Origin of the sequence: Limnospira sp. PMC 289.06 (assembly GCF_032350395.1) — a bacterium.
GTDB lineage: Bacteria > Cyanobacteriota > Cyanobacteriia > Cyanobacteriales > Microcoleaceae > Limnospira > Limnospira platensis.
Window position 1 is genome coordinate 1 of the sequence record NZ_JARPLC010000251.1, and the last position, 2,413, is coordinate 2,413.

The window sequence follows — 2,413 nt, forward strand, 5'->3', positions numbered from 1 at the left end:
AATAAGGACAATCCATCTTGATTTATTTGAGAATATCATTTTCTATTATGCAACAGCGCAAAAACGATATGAGATCCCGTCAAGCCCAGGAAGATGATACCAGGGAACACAACGGGGAATTATCCCCTATGCCCGCCGGGTTTCCAGTCCCGCCCAAAAAGCAAAGGGCGCGAGGCAAATTACAAAGCTATAAGTTGGTTGCGAGTTGTCTAATTGGGTTAATTTTGGGGAGTTTAACCTGGTGGCGTTTAAATTCAAGACCGGGGAATATTAGCCGTTAGTCAGCGGTTTTTGGTGGTGCGATCGCATTCCCGCCGCCGGTTTTGGTGAGGTGGTGCGATCGCATTCCCGCCGCCGGTTTTTTGTAGTGCGATCGCATTTTCACCCAATTTCACCCAATTTCGATCTCGAATAAGACGCCCAATGTAGGGGCGGGTGCAGCAGTCAGCTATCGAACACACCAGCCAGCTATATACACCCGCCCTTTCCTTTCCCCACGGCGGTTTTTTGTAGTGCGATCGCCTTGAGGATAGGTGATTGTTAGAAGATATTTTACCCAAATGTGGCGGGTTCAGTCCGCCGCCAGGTGTTTTGCTGTAGATAGAGTAGAATAGTTAAAGTAAAGTAACTCACCTTAAATTTTCACTCATGTACCAAACATTCATTGATCTTGATGAGCTAATAATTCTATGTATAGATAAGTCAGCCAAAAAGTTTCTTCAGGAAGCTGTAGCTTGTTACCGCGCTGGGGCATATCGTTCTTGTATTGTTTCTACCTGGAATGCTGTTGTATTTGACTTCATCCACAAATTAAGGCAGCTAGACCAGGTAGGGAATGGTGAGGCTTATCAGCTATTGCAGCAGTTTGAAAACATGAGTAAAAACTCTGATGTCAAAGGACTTTGGAAGTTTGAGTCGGATATTCCTAATATAGCAGAAAGCAAATTTGCACTTATTTCACCTATAGAAAAAGCAGATATCACAAGATTGTGTGAAGATAGAAGTCGATGTGCTCATCCATCAATGGCATCTCTGGAAGAACCATTTGAGGCGACAGCAGAATTAGCGCGTTATCATATGCGGAGCGCAGTCACATATCTCTTGCAGCGCCCTCCAGTTCAAGGTCGTTTGGCTCTAAATATAATTTGGGAAGATATCAAGTCTGTTTACTTTCCTACCAATCCAAATCAGGCAGTTCAATATTTCCAAAAAGGACTTTTGGCTCGTCCTCGGGTTTCTCTAATCAAAGACATTGTTATCGGATTAACTAGGAGTCTCTTAACAGAAGATCTCCCAGAAGATGAAAAGGAGAGACAGTTTTCTGCACTGAATGCTGTAGCTAGAATGCACAGAGAGAATGTCGGAAATATTTTAACTGAAAATCTGTCTTCTATTATTCTTGATGAAGTCACTGACGAAAATTGGCCAAAAGTGATTACATATCTTCGTAGAGTGGATAATGCTGTGGAAAACTTGAGCGATCCATGTAGATTGAAGGCAATAAGGTTCATCGAGAAGATGAACGTCGCCAGTGGCATAAACTGTCAGGATAAAGAGATATTAGCGAATGCTGCTTATATTGATTTTCTTATGGATTCTGTACAAGTAAAACTGAAAGAAGCCTCACCAGATGAAGTATTAAATTTGATGGAAAGATTGCCTTATGAATCCAATAAATTCAAAGTCATTTTGAATGATAGCATCGAAGCATTTATTAAGAAATTTGAACGAGTTACTAGTTTCCAGGAATCTCTGAACTGTGTAGACAAGTTTTATCCAATTTACTCATTCTTGTCACCAACACACAAGGAATCTATTCTCAACGCCTTTTGCAACAATCATCAGATTTATGGGTCATATAAAAGTCCATGGGTGATCACAAATATTTTTCATGAGGATACAAAAAATGGTTCTCTTCTTGAGTCTTACTGGTTATCGTTTCGGAAAAAACTTGATGAGAAATTCCCCGACAGATTCGAGGATTTGAAAAAACTTATCGACTCTTACAAGGACAAGTTTTAGAGGTGGCGAGTATTGTTGAATAGAATACAAGCTAACAACCGTGTTGCAGCGGACGGTTTAGATATATAGTTGTTGAATCAAAGGAGATCTGCCACCGCTGAAAATGTGGTTTCTGTTGGGAAGGCTCCGCTCACCCGTTGGTTTTTCTCAGAGATGAGGCGATCGCCTTTTCACCCAATTTCGACCTCGAATAACGCGCCCAATGTAGGGGCGTTAAAGAAGAAGGGCAGGTGCAGGTAGTTGGCTGGTTTTCCCCGTGGTGTTAAAGAAGAAGAAGGGCGGGTGCAGGTAGTTGGCTGGTTTTCCCGATGGCGGATCTAGCACCCGCCCCTACTAGCCCTTTCCCCACGGTGGTTTTTTGTGGTGCGATCGCATTTTCACCGAATTTCAC

At 42.4% G+C, this 2,413-nt stretch carries 2 protein-coding genes; both read left to right on the top strand.

Annotated features, from left to right (window positions below):
- The first annotated feature begins 47 nt into the window (after positions 1–47).
- Complete coding sequence (locus P5674_RS24130; RefSeq protein ID WP_006615977.1) at positions 48–281, top strand: hypothetical protein; 234 nt, start codon at positions 48–50, stop codon at positions 279–281.
- A gap of 367 nt (positions 282–648) precedes the next feature.
- Positions 649–2,022, top strand: coding sequence for a hypothetical protein (locus P5674_RS24135; RefSeq protein WP_014276446.1), 1,374 nt, complete (start codon positions 649–651; stop codon positions 2,020–2,022).
- The last annotated feature ends 391 nt before the right edge of the window (positions 2,023–2,413 follow it).